Annotated in this window: 14 protein-coding genes; 5 read left to right on the forward strand and 9 right to left on the reverse strand. The window is 72.2% G+C overall.

What is annotated here, in order from left to right; translation table 11 throughout:
• Positions 1-37 precede the first annotated feature (37 nt).
• Positions 38-1,321: a hypothetical protein gene (locus Vse01_RS18960; protein ID WP_139233057.1), complete on the reverse strand. Its 1,284-nt coding sequence runs from the start codon at positions 1,319-1,321 to the stop codon at positions 38-40.
• Positions 1,318-2,088 carry a hypothetical protein gene (locus Vse01_RS18965; protein WP_139233056.1) on the reverse strand — a complete coding sequence of 257 codons (771 nt, stop codon included), beginning with the start codon at positions 2,086-2,088 and terminating at the stop codon, positions 1,318-1,320. The genes Vse01_RS18960 and Vse01_RS18965 overlap by 4 nt, the downstream gene beginning before the upstream one ends.
• Before the next feature lie 446 nt (positions 2,089-2,534).
• Here Vse01_RS18965 and Vse01_RS18970 point away from each other — a divergent pair, with 446 nt between their 5' ends.
• Complete coding sequence (locus tag Vse01_RS18970) at positions 2,535-4,649, forward strand: prolyl oligopeptidase family serine peptidase (RefSeq protein WP_232511000.1); 2,115 nt, start codon at positions 2,535-2,537, stop codon at positions 4,647-4,649.
• A gap of 119 nt (positions 4,650-4,768) precedes the next feature.
• Here the strand turns inward: Vse01_RS18970 and Vse01_RS18975 are convergent, their stop codons facing one another.
• Entirely contained in the window at positions 4,769-5,623 is an 855-nt protein-coding gene (locus Vse01_RS18975; RefSeq protein ID WP_232510999.1) for a L,D-transpeptidase family protein, read from the reverse strand.
• A 239-nt stretch (positions 5,624-5,862) separates the two neighbouring features.
• On the reverse strand, positions 5,863-7,311 hold the full coding sequence (locus Vse01_RS18980) for an alpha-amylase (RefSeq protein ID WP_093401335.1): 1,449 nt from the start codon (positions 7,309-7,311) through the stop codon (positions 5,863-5,865).
• Between the two features lie 257 nt (positions 7,312-7,568).
• Here Vse01_RS18980 and Vse01_RS18985 point away from each other — a divergent pair, with 257 nt between their 5' ends.
• The 3 genes from Vse01_RS18985 (at position 7,569) to Vse01_RS18995 (ending at position 11,466) form a co-directional block, all read left to right on the forward strand.
• A complete protein-coding gene (locus tag Vse01_RS18985; RefSeq protein ID WP_232510998.1) occupies positions 7,569-9,371 on the forward strand; it encodes a ferric reductase-like transmembrane domain-containing protein in 1,803 nt (600 codons plus the stop codon).
• Between the two features lie 2 nt (positions 9,372-9,373).
• Positions 9,374-10,834 carry an NADH-quinone oxidoreductase subunit NuoF family protein gene (locus Vse01_RS18990; protein WP_093401334.1) on the forward strand — a complete coding sequence of 487 codons (1,461 nt, stop codon included), beginning with the start codon at positions 9,374-9,376 and terminating at the stop codon, positions 10,832-10,834.
• 62 nt (positions 10,835-10,896) lie between these two features.
• Positions 10,897-11,466 carry a TlpA family protein disulfide reductase gene (locus Vse01_RS18995; protein ID WP_093401333.1) on the forward strand — a complete coding sequence of 190 codons (570 nt, stop codon included), beginning with the start codon at positions 10,897-10,899 and terminating at the stop codon, positions 11,464-11,466.
• A 39-nt stretch (positions 11,467-11,505) separates the two neighbouring features.
• Here the strand turns inward: Vse01_RS18995 and serS are convergent, their stop codons facing one another.
• From serS to Vse01_RS19020, 5 genes are all read right to left on the reverse strand, one after another.
• Positions 11,506-12,786, reverse strand: coding sequence for a serine--tRNA ligase (gene serS, locus Vse01_RS19000; protein WP_093401332.1), 1,281 nt, complete (start codon positions 12,784-12,786; stop codon positions 11,506-11,508).
• A gap of 144 nt (positions 12,787-12,930) precedes the next feature.
• The gene (locus Vse01_RS19005; RefSeq protein WP_093401589.1) at positions 12,931-14,010 is read right to left on the reverse strand and encodes a DNA polymerase III subunit beta family protein; all 1,080 of its coding nucleotides are present in this window, start codon (positions 14,008-14,010) and stop codon (positions 12,931-12,933) included.
• 45 nt (positions 14,011-14,055) lie between these two features.
• Positions 14,056-15,243 carry a saccharopine dehydrogenase family protein gene (locus tag Vse01_RS19010; RefSeq protein WP_093401331.1) on the reverse strand — a complete coding sequence of 396 codons (1,188 nt, stop codon included), beginning with the start codon at positions 15,241-15,243 and terminating at the stop codon, positions 14,056-14,058.
• A 43-nt stretch (positions 15,244-15,286) separates the two neighbouring features.
• Positions 15,287-16,441: an alcohol dehydrogenase catalytic domain-containing protein gene (locus Vse01_RS19015; protein WP_093401330.1), complete on the reverse strand. Its 1,155-nt coding sequence runs from the start codon at positions 16,439-16,441 to the stop codon at positions 15,287-15,289.
• Positions 16,438-16,902 carry a hypothetical protein gene (locus Vse01_RS19020; protein ID WP_198413112.1) on the reverse strand — a complete coding sequence of 155 codons (465 nt, stop codon included), beginning with the start codon at positions 16,900-16,902 and terminating at the stop codon, positions 16,438-16,440. The genes Vse01_RS19015 and Vse01_RS19020 overlap by 4 nt, the downstream gene beginning before the upstream one ends.
• 218 nt (positions 16,903-17,120) lie before the next feature.
• On the opposite strand from Vse01_RS19020, the gene Vse01_RS19025 reads away from it, so the two are divergent.
• The gene (locus Vse01_RS19025) at positions 17,121-19,850 is read left to right on the forward strand and encodes a LuxR C-terminal-related transcriptional regulator (RefSeq protein WP_093401329.1); all 2,730 of its coding nucleotides are present in this window, start codon (positions 17,121-17,123) and stop codon (positions 19,848-19,850) included.
• Positions 19,851-19,853 lie beyond the last annotated feature (3 nt).

The following is a 19,853-nucleotide window of genomic DNA, read 5'->3' on the forward strand; positions in this document are numbered from 1 at the left end:
ATACCCCCGCAGTCCGTGCCCATGCCAGGGCCGAACGTCACCGAATCGCTGCCCTGACCAATTTGTGATGCCGGACGAACATCCGGGTCAGCTCCGTACGGCCGCGCTGCACGACGTCAACAAGGGCGGTCAGGTCAGACCCCTCCGGTACGGGCAGGTCGGTGAACAGATCACGCACGCCGAACGGTTCGCTCAGCCAGCGCTGCAACGCCCGCCGATCATCGGTCGCAGCTAGCCGGTCCGCCATGGCCCACACGTCTTTCACGTACGGCGTGTCGTCGTCTCCGAGCGCGGTGAGCAGACCGGAGTGTCGTACCAGACAGGGGTAGCAGCATCCGCAGTGTGGGTCCGGCCGATCTCTGGGCGGGCGACCACAGCTGACAGTGGCGTTGGTAAGCGTCGTGCCATCCAGCCCTGCCCGCAACGCCCGTCGACATACCTCACCCTTGGTGAGGTGCAGGTACGGGTTGATGACGCTTGTCGTACCTCCGACCGCCCCGATCATCTCGTTGAGGAGGCTCAGCGTGCCGGGATGCACTGAGCGGGTCGAGCAAGCAGCGGACCGAGCGGGGGTCAACGCCGGGTTCATGGCCAGCTGACCGTTCTCCGGTACGGCGACGTTCGAGACGTCGTGTACCGCCGCCAGGTAGACGGCGGTCGCCATGTACAACAGCCCCCGCGTGCGTGCCGACTTCTCCAGTTCGACATTAGGGGCGCGTACCTGTTGTGACGCCTTGAACTGCTGAATTCCCCGTGAAGCTGCCGTCCGGATCGTCTCCAGTACGACGTCCTGCTGCCTTCCCCAATGAGGTTCGTAGTAGGAGACGAGCAGGAGGTCACCCGCACCTGCCGTGGAACGCTCAACCGCGTGTGCCGTGGAATCCAGGCCACCGGAGAACAGCGCGACCTCCTGCACCTGCTGGGCCGAAAGCATTCGGCCCTGATGCGGCCACCGAACGGCCCCAGGACGAACGTTGATGGCCCAGTGGTCCGAGGACAAGGCCTCCAGCAGCCGGGACAAGAGCACGAGCGTCCGTTCAGTCCATCGATCTGGCTCCACCACCTCTACCGAGAGCTCGATGTGTCGGGTCCAGCCGTCGTCGGAGAGTGCCCGCGAGGACAGCTTGTCCGCCAGGTAGACAGCACGCGCGATCTGGACCAGGTCCTGAGCCCAGCCTGGTCGGTCGCCCGGAACTTCGGCGAGCTGCTGTAGTCGACGATCAGCAGGTAACAGCAGTTGTGGGTCAAGTCCCGTTGGTCGACCTGGACCTGAGAACCTCGTCTTGCTCGGATACTGGTAAGCGAAACTGGCGGGGCTCATGCTGCCAGCTCCAGACCGGAGTCGCCTAAGCCCAGCGCCTCCGCGACGGTTTCTGCGAGCAGGTCCCGGGCAATGTCGACGAGGCGTGGCTGTTCGGGCTCGCGTGCGTTCGCCACCGCACAGGGATCAGGCAGGACCTTGACGATCTGGTCGGCGACGAAGCCGGCCACCGTGTCGGTGGGGTCGAGCGCCAGCACCGGCAGTGCGAGTTTGACGTTCTCGGCGATCAGGATGTGCACGAACTGGCCGACCAGATCCCCGAAGAAGGACTGGTAGAGGGCGCAGAACAGCTCACCGCTGATACCCCCTGGTCGCAGCGGGTCGGCGAGCGGGCCGTCGTGGTCCACCAGCCGCTCGACCACGCGGCGCGCGGCCCGGCGGGTGGCTGCGTCGACAACCAGTCGGCCGTCGCCGCCGACCTCGGCGACGAACCGACGAACGAACTCGTCCGCCGGAGCGAGGTATGGGTGATCCGCGATGCCCCGGAGCAGGGCCGGGTCCGGCTGGCGCAGGTCGTCCAACACGGTGATGAGACGGTCTCCGCTCGCCCTGGCGGAACTCTGGATGCCGAATCGCTCCGGGTCCTCGCGGAGCGCATCACGCAGCGCGTCTCGGAACTTCTCCGCCGTTCGCTCAGCCTCTCGGCGGTCGTCCTCGACGAGCGACCCGGGTTGGCTCTGCGGGCGCGGGGTCCAGCTGCTGAGGCTGCGCTTCGCGCTGGTCCAGCCGCCACCGGTCGGGCCGGGTAGTCGAGTCGATGTGCCCAATGCGACCTCCCGGAGGGGGCGGGAAAGCGCGTAGGTGCGAGTCTATGAAGCAGAAAGTGTTCGTTCAAGTGCGGAACGTGTTGCCGCTCTGACGCTGACGCCTGTTGTGCGCTGCGCGGACGTGTGACCGGTGAGGGGCGAAGGCTGAGCCGGTGGTTGCCGGACGGGGTGGAGGAGTCGGCCCGGATGTCGACCCGTACCACGGGTGGGCGAACGTCGAGTTCGTCGGCACCGATGGCTCCATCAATGAGGTCGACGCACTCGTACTCACCGCCGGCCAGCCAGACGCTCTACCTCGCGGAGGCTGGATCGAGGCGACCGACGCCTCCCGCACCCGAGTCGGCTGATCAGCCCACAGCGCCGAACGGGTGGCGCCGATCAGCCGAGTCGCCATGTCGACAGCCGGCGGGTCGGGTGCCGACACGGATGTCGGCGATAGTTCGAGGGTGGCGATCTCGACCGACGACAGCGATGACTCGTACCTCTGGTTGGAGGACCTGGACGGCCCGGAGGCTGCGACGTGGGTCCGGGAGCGCAATGCCGAGACCGTCGCGGCCCTGACCGGCGGTCCGGCGTTCGCCGCCCGGCAGGCCGAGATTCGGCAGGTGCTCGACGCGGACAACCGCATCCCGTACCCGGCCTGGCGCGGCGACGGCTACTACTACGACCTGTGGCGCGACGCGACCCATCCACGCGGGCTGTGGCGGCGTACCACGCTCGACCAGTACCGCCGGCCGGAACCGGAGTGGGATGTCCTGCTCGACCTTGACGCGCTTGCCGAACGGGAGGGCGAGAACTGGGTCTGGGGTGGGGTGGCGACCCTGCCGCCGCAGCACCGGCGCTGCCTGGTCAGCCTCTCCCGGGGCGGTGCGGATGCGGTGGTGGTGCGCGAGTACGACCTGGGTGATCGGGCCTTCGTGGCGGACGGGTTCACCGTGGCGGAGGCCAAGACCGACGTCGGCTGGATCGACGCCGACCACATCTGGATCGGCACCGACCTCGGGCCAGGATCGCTTACCGACTCCGGGTATCCCCGGGTGGTGCGCCGGTGGCGGCGCGGCACCCCGCTGACCGAGGCCGAGATCGTCTTCGAGGCGTCCACCACCGACATCGGGGCGTACGGCTGGCATGACCTGACGCCCGGATTCGAGCGCGACTTCGTCACGCGCACCGTGGATTTCTACCGGTCGGAGAGCTACCTGCTCACCGGGGCGGGGGAGCGGATTCGGATCCCGGTGCCCGAGGACGCCGGCTGGGACGTACACCGGGAATGGTTGCTGGTCCGGCCGCGTACGCCGTGGCAGGTGGGCGAGGTCGGCCACCCGGCGGGTGCGCTGCTGGCGATCCGGTTCGCCGGCTTTCTCGCCGGTGACCGGGATTTCAACGTGCTGTTCGAGCCGGACGACCGGACCTCGCTCGACGGGTACACGTGGACCCGCAACCACCTGATCCTGACCACCCTCACCGATGTCCGCAGCCGGTTGGAACTGCTCAGCCCCGGTGAGAGCGGCTGGCGGCGCGAACCGCTACCCGGGGTGCCGGTTGACCAGGAAAGTTGCGTCGTGGAGACGGATCCGGACCGGGACGACGCGTACCTGATCGCCTCGGAGGGTTTCCTCCAGCCGGCCACGCTGCGGCTCGGACGGGTCGGTGGCAGCGTCGAGACGCTCAAGCGGGCACCTGCGTTTTTCGACCCCGACGGCCTGGCGGTACGCCAGTTCTTCGCCACCTCCGCCGACGGCACGCGGGTGCCGTACTTCGTGGTCGGGGATCCGGCCGCGCCCGCCGGACCGACGCTGCTGCACGGGTACGGTGGCTTCGAGGTGTCCCTGACCCCCGGCTACGACGGCATCGTCGGCCGGGGTTGGCTGGCCCACGGCGGCACCTACGTGGTGGCGAACATCCGCGGCGGCGGCGAGTACGGCCCGCGCTGGCACCGGGCCGCGCTGCGCGCCCATCGAACCCGCGCCTTCGAGGACTTCGCGGCCGTGGCGACCGACCTGGTGAGCCGGGGCATCACCACGCCGGCCATGCTGGGCATCGAGGGCGGCAGCAACGGCGGCCTGCTGATGGGGGCGATGCTGACCCGCTACCAGTCGCTGGTCGGCGCCGTCGTCGCCAACGTCCCATTGCTGGACATGCGTCGCTACCACCGGCTGCTGGCCGGCGCCTCCTGGATGGCCGAGTACGGCGACCCGGACGTCGCGGAGGACTGGGCCTTCCTGCGGGACTACTCGCCGTACCACAACGTGCGCAGTCACGAGCGGTACCCGCCGGTCCTGTTCATCACCTCGACCCGCGACGACCGGGTGCACCCCGGGCACGCCCGCAAGATGGCCGCCCGGCTGCGCGAGCACGGCCACGACGTGTCGTACTACGAGAACGTCGAGGGTGGACACGGCGCGGCGGCAAACAACGAGCAGCGCGCCTTCATCGAGGCGTTGTCACTGGAGTTCCTCTGGAGAAAACTGGACCCTTCGGCCGAAGCCGTGCCCGCCCAGCGCATCCGGCCGGAGGAATGGACACCCGCCAGCGGCGAAGCTCGCAACATCGCGTACTGACCCCAGGAACCTGGAACAGTCCATCGCGCCACGCTCGTACCGGCTGCCCAGCGTCACATCGCCCCGCAGCGTGACGGACGGTGTCTGTACCGCCCTGTCACCGGCGTCCGATCATCGGCTCAGGCGGTGGCGGGTTGGGCCGGCAGCTCGTCGACGACGACCACCGGCGTGCCCGGACGTAGCTTCTCCAGCAACAGGCGCTGGCCGCTGGCCGTCAACCGGATGCAGCCGTTCGTGGTCTGCTGGCCCAGCTCACCGTCGTGGTACCAGGTGTGGATGCCGATGTGGGCGCCGCGCAGCCCGGCGGGCACCGAGTCCAGGTCGTCGGGGATCGAGCCGAGGGCGTAGATGTCCACCCCGCCGTAGACCGACTCCGGCGGTGGGGTGCGGCCCAGCACGAAGGTCCGGCCGAGTGGGGTTTCCTGGCCGCGTTGGCCGAGACTGATCTGCCAGGAGCGTTGGGCGGTGCCGTCGCGGTACCAGGTGAGCCGGAACGGGGTACGTTCCACCACGATCTGGTCGCGCAGCGCGACGGTGCGGAAACCGCCGGGTGGTAGCCAGGCCAGCTTGCGGTTGGCCGAGGGGAGCAGCACCGCCGTCCAGCCGGACTCGCGGCGGGCGATCGGTACGGTCAGCTCCACCTCGCTGATCGTCGGCATCAGGAAGGCCAACGGTCGACCGCCGGGTGCGTCGTACGCGGCGAGCTTGCGGGTCGGGTGCAGGCCCTGGGTCAGCGGTGTGGTGTCGAGGGCGTCCGGGTCGTCGGGGAAGCCGGCGGGGGCCGGGTCGTAGTCGATCTCCGGCAGCCCGTCCGGCGCCGGTGCCGCGGGCAGCACCCGCTCAGCGTCGGCCGACGGCGGCACCTCCGCCGTCGGCGCCAGCGCCTCACCGGTGGGCCCGGCGACGGGTGTCGTCCCGGGCGTCGGCGTCAGCGCCCATCCCGTGTACGCGGCCCCACCCATCAGCACCGCCACGCCCACCCCGAAAGCGACCCCCCGCCGCCCCCGAGACCCCAGAACTCCCAAAACCCCCACCCACCCACCCTACCCCCCAAAACCCCCAAACAACCCCAAAACCCCAACCCTCCCCGCCCCCCTGCCCCCGCCCCCTGCCCCGTTGATCAAGAAGTTTGCGTCGGGGTTGAGCGGGCGGGGCGACCAAAACTTCTTGATCAACGCGGGCGGTCAAGGGCGGGGGTGGGTGGGGTGGGGGGTTAGGGGAGGCGGGCGTTTAGGTGGAGGGCTATGGCGTCGTGGGCGGGGACGTTGGCGGCGAACCAGCCGTTGGCGTCGACGGTGACGACCGGGCCGGAGCAGGTGCCGTTGGTGAAGGTGCCGTGGATGACGTCGCAGTAGCGGCCGGCCGGCAGTCCGGTGTAGTAGGAGCGGCCGTTGATCGCCGAGCCCTCGTCGTTGATGGTGATGAAGCCCCGGCCGGTGCGGCTGAAGGCGATGTGGTTGTTGCCGTTGTCGTACCAGTTGCTCACCCCGGCGCCCTCGGTGGCGTTGCGGAAGCCGACCATGTTCGCGATCACCGGCCAGCGGTGCTCGCACTCCCAGCCGGAGTAGCAGACCGTGTTGCGCGTCTTGTTGCTGCCGTCCGAGGGTGGGCCGGCGTCGCGGCTGCTGAAGGTGTAGCTCGACATCACCGTCGGGGAGCCGTACGGCCAGGCCAGCATGAACGCGTTGGCCAGCGCGTAGATGCCCCGGTCGCGGTAAGTCAGCACCCCGCCGTCGTCGCGCTGGGTGTCGTGGTTGTCCACGAAGACCGAGGACACGGCGCTCGGCAGGTGGCCCCAGCCCTCGCCGAAGTTGCGTAGGTACGCCAGCCGCTCGGAGCGGAACACCCGGGCCAGGTCCTTGCCGTAGCGGAACTCGTGCACGTCGCCGTTGCCGGTGTACTCGTTCGGCGTGATCGGCTCGCCCGCGCCGTAGATGACCTCCTGCACGATGTACGCCGACCGGTTGAGCCGGCTGCGGATGTTGGCGATGTCGGCCGCAGGCATGTGCTTGCTGGCGTCCAGGCGGAAACCGTCCACCCCGAGCGACAGCAGGTCGTTGAGGTACGCGGCCAGCCGGGAGCGGACGTAGTCGGACTCTGTCTTCAGGTCGGAGAGGTTGACCAGCTCGCAGTTCTGCACCTCGTAGCGGTCGTTGTAGTTGGCGATGTCGTTGTTGCCGTTGCGCCCGCAGTAGTGGAAGTCCTGCGACTGGTAGATGCCGGGGTAGACGTGGTGCTGGTAGGTCGAGCCGGCCCAGCCGGTCCCGCCGTTGTCCTGGCCGGACATGTGGTTGATGACCGCGTCGACGATCACCTTCACGCCGGCCGCGTGGCAGGTGTCGACCATGGACTTGAACTGCGCGCGGGTGCCCTTGCGGGACTCGATCCGGTAGCTGACCGGTTGGTAGGCCACCCACCACTGGTTGCCGCGCACGTGCTCCTGCGGTGGTGACACCTGGACGTAGCCGTAGCCCTTCGGGCCGAGGGTGCTGCTGCACTCGCCGGCCACCGAGGGCCAGTTCCACTCGAAGAGGTTGGCGATGACCTTCTTGCCACCACTCGGGGCGGCGGCGGCCGGGGGTGCGGTGACCACGCCGGGGGCGAGGAGGCCGGCGATCACGGCGAGGGCGACGATCGCGGGGCGGAGTCGACGTCGATGCATCGGGTGCTCCAGGGGTGCCGGGGGACGGGGAGGTGGTGCTGCTGTTGCCCGGATCTTGCAATCAGGGCTGAAAATTTCGGAAAGGTTACAAGCTGATTTCAACGCCTGTCAATGCGCTGGTGTGGACGGTCGGCGGCGGGGCCGTTATACGCGCCGGGTGGCGGGGCGGTTCGACAACTCGGCGAGATTTTTTCTTACGACACTGATCCGACCGGAGCCGCGCTGCGTACTGGAGTGGGGAACAGGGTCGGCCGGCGGTGCGCCGCCGCGAGACGATCGAGGAGCAGATGGTCCGGGCTACGCAGAACGAGAAGGCAGCTGCCGTACGTACCAGCAGCAGCAGTCGAGGGATCCGCGTCCGGTCCCGCGGCCAGATCATGGCGCTCTCCGCGTCCGGGCTCGCCGCCTTGTGGGCGTTGACGATGCTCACCGGCGCCGGCCAGCAGATGTACGCGATGGGCTTCTTCTTCACCGAGTTCTTCGCCGGCGTGATCGCGCTTGTCGCGCTGAGCCTCACGGTGATGATGGGGCTGCTCGCCACCGACCGGTTGGTGCTGCTCATCCGGCACCGGGTGCTGTTGCAGTCCGCGCACCGGGCCACCGGCATCCTCGGCGTGGCCGGGCTGGCCTTCCACGTCATCACGAAGATCGCCAGTGGTCGGGCGGGGGTGACCGACGCAGCCGTGCCGTTCGTCGGTGGTCGGGGCCTCTACATCGGGTTGGGCACCATCGCCGCGCTGCTCATGGTGGGTGTGCTCTGGACCGGGATCATCCGGGCGCGGTTCGCGGACGTCGGCCCGAAGTGGGTGTGGCGTGCCCTGCACTCCATGGCGTACGTCTCCTGGCCGTTCGCCATCTTCCACGGCCTGCTCGCCGGCCGTCCGCCCGCCACCTGGGTTGGCCTGAGCTACTTCGCCTGCGTGCTGCTGGTCGTGCTCGCCCTGATGGTCCGGCTCTCGGTCACCCTGCAGCGGCGCAGCCGCGAGCAACAGCAGGCCGCAGTTCTGAACGAGGTCATGAGCGGGGCCAAGTCCACCGAGGAGACCCGGGGCAAGTCCCTGCTCGGCACCCTGACCGGCCGGCGCGACGAAGCCGACGACGGTCGCGAGAAGCGGGTCCGTCGTGACACCAGCTGGGCCGACAGCACCTCCGGGACCTGGGCCAGCCCCACCATCCGGCGCAACGACCCGGAACGGTTCACCGTGCCGGTGGTTCCCGAGCCGGGCACGCTGCGTGAACCGGTGCGGTCCGGCCGGGACCGTCGCGACGAGGAGTTCGAGCCGGTCGTCCGGCGCGCCTCGCGCCGCGAGGAGGAGGAACTGGAGCGGGTGGTGCGCCGCGAGACCGAGGTGCTGGAGCCGGTGGCTCGCCGCCGCCGCGACGCCGAGCCCCGGCGGCGGTCCTCCCGCCGCGACGACGAGCTGGAGACCACCGGGCGGCGTGCGGCGCGGGTCGAGGAGGAACTGGAGCCGGTCGCCCGCCGGTCGCGGCGCGACGAGGAACCGACCGGCCGCCGGTCGCGGCGCGAGGAGGAGCGCGAGCCGGTGGGCCGTCGTGCGTCCCGTCGCGACGAGGACCTGATGGAGTACGAGGAGCCGGTGCGTCGCCGCCGCCGCGACTTCGACGACGAGGAGGAGTACGGCCGTTCCCGCCGGTCCCGGACCGACAGCCGGTACTCGGCTCCTCCGCAGCGGATGGAGGACGAGCCGGAGGAGCCCTGGGACAGCCCTCGCCGGTGGGAGTCGGCCGCCCCGATCTCGGTCGACCCGATCTCCGGTGCGCCCATCTCCGGCTCGCCGATCTCCGCCGCGCCGCGCAGCGGCGGAGGGCGGCACAGCGCCGAGGACGACCTGCCGGCGGCGGAGACCGACTACTGGCGCCCGCCGGCCCGGTATGCCCCGGACGACGTGGCCGACGACGACGACACTCCGACCCTTGTCGACCTGGCCTCCCGACGTGCCCGCCGGGCCTCGTCGGCGGAGAGCCGGCGTCGCCGCCGCGCCGACCCGGACTCGGTGGACGGCGCTTACTGGGCCGGGCTGCGGGGTGAGGCCAAGTGACGATGCGGACCACCGTTCCCCCGGTGGCTGCCGTGGGTGAGCCGCGGCTCACTGCGGGGTTCGCCGAGTTCGGCCGGCTCGACCTGCGTGCCCACGAGCTGGTGCATGGGCCGATCAGCCCGATGGAGCCGTCCAACCTGCTGCGTCTGGCCGAGGGCATCCAGCTCAAGGGCAAGGGCGGAGCCGGATTCCCGTTCGCCCGCAAGCTGCGGGCGGTGCTGGAGTCCTGTGAACGTCAGGATCTACCGCCCGTGGTCGTGGTCAACGCCACCGAGGGTGAGCCAGCGAGTTGGAAGGACAAGGTCCTGCTCACCCGGGCACCGCACCTGATTCTCGACGGTGCCGCGCTGGCCGCATTCGCGCTGGACGCCGAGGAGATCGTGCTCTGCGTGGCCGACGACCTGGTGGGCCGGGACTCCCTGATGGAGGCCCTGGACGAGCGCCGGATGCCGGCGCCGACAAGCGTCGTGACGGTGCCGCACCGGTTCATAAGTGGTGAGGGCGGCGCCCTGGTGAACGGGATCAACGGGCTGCCGCACATCCCGCCCGGCACCAAGAAGCGGTCCAGCGACTCCGGCGTGGGCGGGATGCCGACCCTGCTGTCGAACGCCGAGACGTACGCCCAGATGGCGATCGCCGCCCGACTCGGCCCGTACGAGTACGCGGCGCTCGGCACCGACGACGAACCCGGCACGGTGCTGCTCAGCATCACCGGCGCGGCAAAGCGCCACGCGGTGGTGGAGTGCGCGGCCGGCACTCCGCTGGCCGAGATCCTCGAACTGTGCGAGGTGCCGGACGGTCCCGGCATCCTCATGGGCGGCTACCACGGCAAGTGGATCACCCGGGAGGCGGCGGAGCGGGCCGAGGTCTCCCGCAAGGGGCTCGCCGCGGTCGGCGGTACGCTCGGCGCTGGCATCATCGTCCCGCTGGCCAACGACACCTGCCCGCTCGGCGAGGCGGCGCAGGTGGTCCGTTACCTGGCCGGCGAGTCGGCCGGGCAGTGCGGCCCGTGCAAGCGGGGCCTGCCCGACCTGGCCCGCGCCGTCGACCTGGCGGTTTCCGGCAGCGCGCCGGTGGAGGTCGTCCGGGCCGCCGCCGGCGACGTCAAGGGCCGCGGCGCGTGCAGCCACCCCGACGGTACGTCCCGCTTCGCGCTCTCGGCGATGGAGGTCTTCGCCGACGACCTGAAGAAGCACACCACCGGCGAGGGCTGCGGACGGCGGGTCAAGGGCATGATGGGTCTACCCGGCGCTCCCGACCCCGACCCACAGAAACTGGTCCTGGACTGGTCCCGTTGCGACGGCCACGGCCTCTGCGCCCACGTGGTGCCGGACTTCATCCGGCTGGACCAGAACGGATACCCCGCCTTCCCGCCCACCCCCGTGCCGACCTGGTTGCGGGAGGGCGCGGTGAAGGCGGTCAAGGTCTGCCCGGCGCTGGCGCTGCGGTTGACCGAAGCCTGAGCCGGTCGACCGGGTGGCACGGCTGCCCGGGTCGACGGGCGAGCGAACCGAAGGAGACGCCGATGGGGTCGGTTCCACGAACCGGACGGGTCACCGGGGCGGTCACCGCCGCCCTGCTCGCCGCCGTGCTGGCCACCGCCGGATGCGGCACCGGTCCGGACGCCGAGGCGGCCCCGCAGGCCGGTGGTCCGGCGTCCGCCACCGCCTCGTCCCCGTCGACCGGCCCGGTGCCGGACACCCTGCGGTTCACCGGCACCACCCTGGACGGCGCGGCCTTCGACGCCGCCACCCTGGCGGGCCGGCCGGTGGTGCTCTGGTTCTGGGCGCCCTGGTGCGCCACCTGCGCCAGCCAGGCGTGGACGATCGCCGAGATCGAGCCCGGCTTCCGGGAGACCGTGCCGATCATCGGCGTCGCGGGGCTCGGTGAACGCAAGGCGATGACCGACTTCGTCACCGAGTTCGAACTGGGCCCGATGCCGCAGATCGAGGATCGCGAAGGGGTGATCTGGCGGCGCTTCGAGGTTGTCGAGCAGAGCACCTTCGTCATCATCGACCGCGACGGCCGGATCATCCACCAGGGTTGGCTGGACGGCGAGGACCTCACCCGCCGCGTCACCGCGCTGGCCACCTGACGCCCCTGCCCCCTCGCCGACGCACTGGGGTGGGGGCGGTCAGTGCGGGGTTAGGCGGTCGGTGGCCAGGCGGGGGCGGAGGACTTCGGGGACCAGGACCGAGCCGTCGGGCTGCTGGAACTGCTCCAGGATGGCGGGGAGAAGGCGGCTGGTGGCGAGGGCCGAGCCGTTGAGGGTGTGCACGAAGCGGGTTTGCTTGCCGCCCGGCTCGCGGTAGCGGATCGCCGCCCGACGGGCCTGGTAGTCACCGCCCCAGGAGACCGACGAGACCTCCTTGTACTTGCCGGTGCTGGGCATCCACACCTCGATGTCGAGGGTCTTACGCATCGACGCGCTGGAGTCGCCGGCCGCGAGCAGGCTGCGCTGGTAGTGCAGACCCAGCCCCTCGACCAGGCTCTCCGCGTGGTTGACCATCTGCTCCAGCGCCGCGTCGGCCTGCTCGGGCAGGGTGAACTGGAAGATCTCCACCTTGTTGAACTGGTGCCCCCGCACCGTGCCCCGCTCGTCGGAGTGCGAGCCGGCCGCCTCGCGCCGGTAGCACGGCGTGTAGGCGAAGACCTTGAGCGGCAGCTTCGTGGTATCCAGGATCTCGTCCTGGTACGCACCGAGGATCGCCGTCTCCGCCGTCGGCAGCAGGAACTGCCCACGCGGCGCGGACTGCTTGTCCAGGTGGTAGACGTCGTCGTAGAACTTGGGGAACTGACCGGCGGCGAAACCTGCGCTGTCCAGCAGCAGATGCGGCGGCAGGAGGAACTCGTACCCGGCCTCGATGTTCCGCTCGATCAGCCAGTTGATCAGCGCCCACTCCAACCGGGCACCCACCCCGGTGTACATCCAGAAACCGGAGCCGCCGAGCTTGACGCCGCGTTCGTGGTCGACCAGACCCAGCATCCGGCTCAGCTCGACGTGGTCGCGGACCTTCTCGATGGCCGGTGGCGCGCCGAAGGTCTTCACCACCCGGTTGGCCTCCTTGCCGCCGGGCACCACGTCCTCGGCGGGCAGGTTGGGCAGCTCGCTCATGGTGGTACGCAGCCGCGCCTGCACCTCGTCGAGTTCCGCCTCCAGCTCGGCGACCTGCTTCCGACCGTCGTCGGAGGTGACCTGCGGCTCGACACCGGCTCGCTTCGCCTGCGCGTACGCCCGGGCCTCGGCCTTGCGGCGCTGGCGTTCCCCGTCGATCTCACTGATGAGCCGGCGACGCTCCCGGTCGAGCTGCTGGATCTCCTCCAGCACCCGGTCGACCTCGGCGGCGTCCAGCCGCTTCGCCAGCGCGGCCGCCACCGCGTCGCGATCCTTCCGGATCAACTCCATGTCGAGCATGCTGCTCCGTACGCCTCCGTCCGGGCTCGGGTGGACCTCCAGATGCTACCGTCGCGCCCGAATCGCCCCGCCTCCCGCACCCGACCCACCGCGGACCGGCGGTTTCGACGTCCGGTCCGAGCCGGACCGGACGGGTCGCCGCGGTCAGAGTCGGATCGGCATCAGGATGGAGAAGGCGGCCGGATCGTCGGGCCGGCGAATGGCCAGCGGGGTGACCGGGCCGTCCAGTTCCAGCACCAGGCGCGGGCCACCCGCCGCGTGCAGGGCGTCGAGCAGGTACCCCCCGTTGACGCCGACCCGCAGCTCGGCGTCGGCCCGACCGGCCGGATCGTCGGTCAGTTCGTCCGGGTCGAGCAGGCGTAGCGCGTCCCGGCCGCCCAGCCCCAGCACGGTCACCGGCAGCGGGCCGCCCGCGTGCTCCCGGGTCACCGTCGAGGCACCCGAGCGCAGCGCGGCGACCAGCCACGGCGCGTCCACCGGCACCCGCCGGGCCGGCCCGCCGGTCGCTCCCGGCAGCAGGGCGTGATAGTCGGGAAAGTCGTACGGCAGCGTCGTCACCCGCAACCGACGCCCGGCGACGTCGGCGACGACCTGCCGTCCGACCAGGGTCAGCCGTACCTCGCCGGTGACCGCCTCGTCGGAGAGCCGGCGCAGCCGGTCGACAGCGGCCACGGGCAGCAGCGCACGCACCGCCGGACCGTGCACCGTCGCGCCGGCCGTCGCCACCGCCAGTCGATGCCGGTCGGTCGCCACCAGCCGGATCCCCTCGTCGGTCACGTCGAGCAGCACGCCGGCCAGCCCCGGCAGCGCCGGGTCGGTGCCGACCGCGAACCGGACGGCGTCCACGGCGGCGGACAACGCACACCCGGTCAGGACGAGCCGGGTGGCCGGCGGGGGCTGGTCGTCGGCGAGCAGGCGACGGATCCGGGCGACCTCGCGCCGCGCCTCGGCCAGTCCGTCCGCCAGCCGCCCCAGGTGCGCGTCGAGCAGCCGGCGCACCACCGGGGGCTCCGCGCGTACCGCCCGGGCGATCTCGGCCACCGGCAGACCGATCCGGCGCAGCCCGGCCACCAGCCGGGCCGGTGCCACCTGGTCGTCGGCGTACCAGCGGTACCCGGTGACCGGATCGACCCGGGCCGGGACCAGCACCCCGGCGGCGTCGTAGAACCGCAGCGCGCTCACCGTCAGCCCACTGGCCCGGGCCAGCTCACCGATGCTGCGCAGGTCACTGTCCACGGGCCGATCCTGCCCCCTCGACCTGGTCGAGGGTCAAGCCGCCGGCTCCTCCTTCAGCAGCCGGAAGGTGATCCCGGCCGCGGTGAGACGGTGCAGCAGCGCGTCGCCCATCGCGGTGACCGGCGTGAGCTGACCCGAGGTGGTCGGCAGATCGTCGCAGGCCAGGCAGAGCGCCGACTCGGCGAGCATCTTCGCGGTCTCGTCGTAGCCGGGGTCTCCGCCGGTCACCTCCGTCACCACGCGTCGCCCGCCGCCGACGCCGACGAAACGCAACGTGAACCACGACTTCGCCCGCTGCTCGGCGCTCGGTCCCTGCCCGGAGGCGAGCCGGCCGAGCAGCCAGCGTCGGGTCGGCGGCAGCTTCACCAGCCCGACCACGGCTCCGAGTCCCGCACCGGCGGCCAGCACCGTCGGCAGCCGCCGCACGGCCGCGAAGTGCCGGTAGCGGAAATCCGGACCGTACTCGGGGCGGGCCACCGCCGAGCGGAGGACCACCTGCGGGTCGATGGTCGGCAGCGGTACCGCCCAGACCGGCAGGTCCCGGGAGCGGGCAAGTCGGCCCGGCACGGCCCGGACCCGGCGGTCGGTCGGGCGTGGCTCGGCGGCGCGGCGTTCGCGGGCCGCCCGCGACGCCTCACCGGTACGCGAGAAGGCGGTCAGTACCGAGTGGTACGTGCCGGCGGAGAACCGTCCGCCCGCCCGCACGTACCCGTCCACGGTGACGGCGGTGTCGGCGGGCAACTGCTTGACCGTGAACCAGACACCGAGGTCGTGCGGGACTGAGTCGAAGCCGCAGGCGTGCACCAGCCGAGCACCCGTGCGCACCGCCTCGGCGTGGTGGCGCAGGTACATCCGGTCGACGAACTCCGGTTCGCCGGTGATGTCGAGGTAGTCGGTGCCGGCGGTGGCGCAGGCGGCCACCAGCGGCTCACCGTGGTGGACGTACGGGCCGACGGTGCTGGCCACCACCCGGGCGTCGGCGGCCACCGCACGCAGCGAGGCCGGGTCGGTGACGTCGGCGGTGAGCAGCGGCAACCCGGCCAGCGCCGGGTCGATCGTGGTCAACTGGTCCCGGACCGCGGCCAGCTTGTCGGGGTTGCGGCCGGCGATCGCCCAGCGCAGTCCCGGTGGCGCGTGCCGGGCCAGGTAGCGGGCGGTGAGCCCACCGGTGAACCCGGTCGCCCCGAACAGCACCACGTCGTACGAACGTTGGGCAGCCATCCCGCGATCATGCCACCGTCGCCGCCGATCCGCCCGGTCCCGGTCACTGCGGGGTGAACACGGCCCGGAGGCACTCCTCGGGCCGGTCCCGGAACAGGGCGTACCCCTCCGCGGCCCGTTCCAGCGGGAAATGGTGCGAGGCCAGGTGCTCGGTACGCAGCTCGTCGCGGGCCATGCGGTCCAGCAGCATCGGGATGTGGCGCTGGCCGTGCTGGCGTCCCCCGCGCACGGTCAGTCCCTTGTGCACGACGGTGCCGGCCGGGAACGCGTCGACGTGGCGGGCGCCGCCGTTGAGGACGAAGACGCTGCCACCCTTGCGGCAGGCGTACACCGCCTCCCGGACCGCTTCCGGCACCCGGGCGCGGCCGGTGAACCGGTCGGCGAGCGACCGGTGTTCCCCCGCCGGACCGCCGACCGCCTCGACGCACACGTCCGGCCCCCGCCCACCGCTGAACTCCCGCAGCTGCGCCGCGACGTCGGTGTCCCGCCGGTCGATGGTCTCGGCGCCGACGTGCTGCCGTGCCATCAGCAGCCGCCCGGGGTGCCGGTCGACGACGACCACCCGCTCGGCGCCGAGCAGCCAGGCTGCCCGGGCGGCCAGCTGACCGACCGCGCCGGCTCCCCACACCGCCACCACGTCACCGGGGCGCACCTCGCCACCCTCCGCACCCAGCCAGCCGGCCGGTGCGGCGTCCGAGGCGAACAGGGCCCGGTCGTCGCCGACGGACTCCGGCACCGGAAACGCCCCGACATCGGCGTACGGCACCCGGACATACTCGGCGTGACTGCCGGCGAAACCACCTGCGGCCCGGGGTTGGCCGAAGCAGCCCGCCACCGGGTGACCCCACTCCGCCTCACTCGCGGTCGGGTCGCTGCTGCCGTTGTCGCAGCACGACGGTAGCCCTCGCCGGCAGTACCAGCAGGCACCGCAGGCCACCGACGCGCAGACCACCACCCGGTCGCCGATCCGGTGCCGGCGTACGCCGGGGCCGACCTCGACCACGTCGCCGAGGAACTCGTGGCCGAGCACGTCACCGGCGGCCAGGCCCGGCACCTGCCCGGTGAGCAGCGGCAGGTCGGCACCGCAGGTGGCGCTGCGCCGCACCCGGACGATCACGTCGTGGTCGTTACGCAGCTCCGGATCGGGCACCTGGCGGACGGCCAACTCGCCACCGGTGGTCCAGCACAGCGCTCTCACCGTGGCGGCCCGTCCGCTCGCGGCGGAAAGCTGTGGGTCGGCGCCACCGGCCCGCGCTCGCCGGGTGTCCGGTCGACGCGCAGCACCTCGCCGGTCTCGGCGAGCTGTTTGACCTGCCACAACGCCTGCCGTACCAGCAGGCCGGGATCGTCGCCGAGCAGGTGCGCGGCGAGCCCGGGCCAGGCCGCGTGCGGCCGTGGCCGGGCCGCCAGTTCGGTACCCCGGCCACCCGGCGCGGGTGCCACCGCGACCTCGACGGCACCGTCGAGGCGGCGGAGCGGCACCGGCCAGGCCCCGGTGGGCAGCACCTGCTCCGGCGGCCGGTCGACCGTCACCACCTGCCAACCTCCGGGGTGTCGGGCACGCCGGGTGCGCTGCCGGATGACGGCGGTACGCGCGGCCCGGGCCGCCGCCACGCCGAGGGCGCCGGCCACCGCGACAACAGTCCCGACCTGTCCCACTCGTACCTCCGATCCCGCTTCCGCACCGTGTGGTCCGTCCCAACGAACGGGTCGGCGGGTGACCCGGTGGGATCCGCGACGCGTCCGCCCAGCTCAGGGCCAGCGTTGCCGCTGGCGGGGTGAACCCGGTTCCCCCGGAAGGGGTGAACCGTCGCGGGTCGGGTAACCGCCCGCCGCAGGGCCGGGGGAGGAAGCACGCGTCCGTGGGGGTGGGCCGGATGCCGGATGACCGCAGCACCGTCCGGGCCGACGCAGGGGTCCGCCCACCGGGCGGCCCACCCCTGCTGGCCTCCCGGCTGGCACCCGCCGCGCCGGGAGAGACGATGGTGCTCCGGCCCCGGCTGGCCCGGTTGCTCGACGAGGCGGTGGCCCGCCCGGTCACCGTGCTCCGGGCACCCGCCGGCTGGGGTAAGACGACGCTGCTGGCCACCTGGCGACGGATGCGGCAGGAGGCTGAATCGGAGGCCCCGGTTCCGGCCTGGGTGTCGGTCGAGGCGGGGGACGACCCGGACCGCCTCTGGTCGTATCTCGGCGCCGCGTTGCGCTCCGTCGCGGATCCGGCGGAGACGCCGATGCCCGACCGGGCGCCACGTCCGGACGAGCTGGAGATCATGGCCGCCGCCCTCGCCGTCCGGGAACGGCCGGTGGTGCTGATCGTGGACGACCTGCACCTGATCACCGAACCGGCGGCGCTGGCCGGTCTGGAGTTCCTGCTCCGCCACAGCGAGCAGCGGCTACGGCTGGTGGCGGCCGGACGGACCGGTCCGCCAATGGCGGTGCACCGGCTGCGGCTGGCCGGGGAGTTGACCGAGATCGGCCCGGACGATCTGGCTTTCACCGGCGACGAGATCGCCGACCTGCTCACCGCGCACGGGGTGGTGGTGCCGGCCGCCGCGGTGGCCCGGCTGCGGCAGCGGACCGGGGGGTGGGCGGCCGTGCTGCGAATCGCCGCCCTCGCCCTGCGGGACCAACCGGACCCGGAGCGCTGGATCAGCGAACTCGGCGCCGACCAGCCGGAGATCGCCGGCTACCTGCGGGCGGAGCCGCTGGCCGGGCTGGAGCCGACGGACCGTGAGCTGCTGCGCCGCGCGGCGATCGTCGACGCCGTCTGCGCCGGCCTCGCCGCCGCACTCAGCGGCGACGCGGACGCCGAGGAACGCCTGCGCACGCTCGCCGACGACAGCGGTCTGCTCCACCATGACGGCAGCCGGCCGGTGTGGTACCGGTGCCATCCGCTGCTGACCGACCTGCTGCACCGCGAGCTGGTCCGGCTACCCGCAGCGGAGCTGCGCGACCTGCACCTGCGGGCGGCCGGATGGTACGCCGGCAACGGCCGACCCGCCGACGCGTTGCGCCACGCGCTCGCCGCCGGTGACTGGACCGCCGCCACCGATCTGTTCGTGATCCGCTGGCCGGAACTGGTGCCCTACGAGCGGCCGGCCGGCGTCGGGCCGGTGCCCGCGCCACCCCCGCCGGAGGCGGTGGAACGTGACCCGGAACTCGCGCTGGCCTGCGCCGCCGAACGGGCCCTCGACGGCGACACCGGGGCGGCCGAGGCTTACCTACGGCTGGCCGGCGGGCACCTCCGGCGGCTGCCGCAACCGCGCCGGGCCCGGTTCGGTCGGCTGGTCGCCGCGGTCGAACTCACCCTGGCCCGACTCGCCGGTGACCCGCCGCCCGTACGCGCCGCCGCCGCCCGCCTGCTCGCCACCGACGGTGGACACCCGACCGGCGACCCGCGAGCCGACCATGCCATCGAGCACGCTGACGTACGGGCCGTGGCCGGCACCGCGCTCGCCCTGCTCGCGTTGGACGACGGCGACCTGACCGGGGCGGCGACCGGCTTCGCCGAAGCGCTGGCGGCCGCCCGGGAGGCGGCACGTCCGCGCACCGAACTGGTCTGCGCCAGCCGATGGTCCCTGGTGGCGGCGCTGCGTGGACAGCTGCGCGCCGCCGAGGAACTGGCCCGGGCGGCGTTGGCCCTGCCGGCCTGCCAGGGCTGGGCGGCGTTGCTCGACTGCGGGTACGCGCACCTGGCGCTGGCCGTTGTGGCGCTGCACCGGAACCAGCCGGCGGAGGCCGAGGCGCACCTGGGGCTGGCCGCGCCGGCCGGCGCGGAACCGGTGCCCGGCGCGGTGGCCGGTTGGTGCCGCGCGTACCTGCGCCTCGACGAGGGGGAGCCGAGTGTCGGCCACCGGCTGCTGGTGGAGGCCCGCACCGGGTGGGGGGCACGCGGCGGTGAGCTGGGCACGTGGCTGCGCGCCGCCGAACTGGACCTGCACAGCGCGCGGGGCGACGTACAGACGGCCCGGGAACTGGCCGGTGAGCCGCTGGCCGAGCCGATGACCGGTGCGGCGGCGGCGCTGGCCGTCGCGGCGGCCCGGACCGAACTGCGGGCCGGTGACCCCCGTGCCGCCGACCGTCTGCTGCCGGACTGGACCGCCGCACCTGCGGCCGACTGGCCGCTGCCGGTACGCCTCGACGCCGCGCTGCTGGCCACGGTGCTGGCCGTCCGGTCCGGTGACGACCGTCGGGCGGGCCGGTTGCTGGAACAGGCGCTCGACCTGGCCGCGCCGGAGGATTACCGTCGCCCGTTCCGACAGGCCGAGCCGGGACTGCGGGAACTGCTCACCGCCCACCTCGACTCCGGTACCGCCCACTGGTCGCTGGTGAGTGACCTGGTACGCGCCGTCGACGCGCCGGCCGGACAGACGGGCGGCTCAGGTGCCGCCGACGCGGCGGTGCCGTCGCTGGACGAGCCGCTCACCGAGCGGGAGCTGACGATCCTGCGGTACCTGCAGAGCATCCTGTCCAACGTGGAGATCGCCGCCGAACTGTCGGTCTCCGTCAACACGGTCAAGACCCACGTCCGCAACATCTACCGCAAGCTCGATGCAACCCGCCGTCGCGACGCCGTCCGCCGCGCCCGCCAACTCCGCCTCATCTGACTG

The organism is Micromonospora sediminimaris (assembly GCF_016863575.1).
In the GTDB taxonomy this organism is placed as follows: Bacteria; Actinomycetota; Actinomycetes; order Mycobacteriales; family Micromonosporaceae; genus Micromonospora; species Micromonospora sediminimaris.

What these genes read in the sequence shown, in the direction of transcription:
- Vse01_RS18960 (WP_139233057.1), bottom strand. Translation starts at nt 1,321, where the DNA reads ATGAGCCCCGCCAGTTTCGCTTACCAGTATCCGAGCAAGACGAGGTTC.
- Vse01_RS18980 (WP_093401335.1), bottom strand. Translation starts at nt 7,311, where the DNA reads ATGCATCGACGTCGACTCCGCCCCGCGATCGTCGCCCTCGCCGTGATC.
- Vse01_RS18990 (WP_093401334.1), top strand. Translation starts at nt 9,374, where the DNA reads ATGCGGACCACCGTTCCCCCGGTGGCTGCCGTGGGTGAGCCGCGGCTC.
- Vse01_RS18995 (WP_093401333.1), top strand. Translation starts at nt 10,897, where the DNA reads ATGGGGTCGGTTCCACGAACCGGACGGGTCACCGGGGCGGTCACCGCC.
- serS (WP_093401332.1), bottom strand. Translation starts at nt 12,786, where the DNA reads ATGCTCGACATGGAGTTGATCCGGAAGGATCGCGACGCGGTGGCGGCC.
- Vse01_RS19010 (WP_093401331.1), bottom strand. Translation starts at nt 15,243, where the DNA reads ATGGCTGCCCAACGTTCGTACGACGTGGTGCTGTTCGGGGCGACCGGG.
- Vse01_RS19025 (WP_093401329.1), top strand. Translation starts at nt 17,121, where the DNA reads ATGCCGGATGACCGCAGCACCGTCCGGGCCGACGCAGGGGTCCGCCCA.